This is a genomic window from Bacillus cereus group sp. BfR-BA-01441 (assembly GCF_022663075.1).
Classification (GTDB): Bacteria; Bacillota; Bacilli; order Bacillales; family Bacillaceae_G; genus Bacillus_A; species Bacillus_A cereus.
In genome coordinates, this window is record NZ_JAKUEU010000429.1 from 1 (window position 1) to 219 (window position 219).

The window sequence follows — 219 nt, forward strand, 5'->3', positions numbered from 1 at the left end:
ATCGGCATCATATTCGGCATTTGATTGTTATCCATAATCGGCATTATATTCGGCGGCTGGTTGTTATCCATAATTGGCATTATATTCGGTGGCTGGCTGTTATCCATGATTGGCATTATATTCGGTGGCTGGTTGTTATCCATGATTGGCATTATATTCGGTGGTTGGTTGTTATCCATGATTGGCATTTGAATATTTGGCATTTGAATATTTGGCGGT

At 39.7% G+C, this 219-nt stretch carries 1 pseudogene; it reads right to left on the reverse strand.

Annotated elements, in window-relative coordinates:
- Positions 1-188, reverse strand: a pseudogene (locus tag MR107_RS31080) (peptigoglycan-binding protein LysM); the annotation flags it as partial.
- Positions 189-219 lie beyond the last annotated feature (31 nt).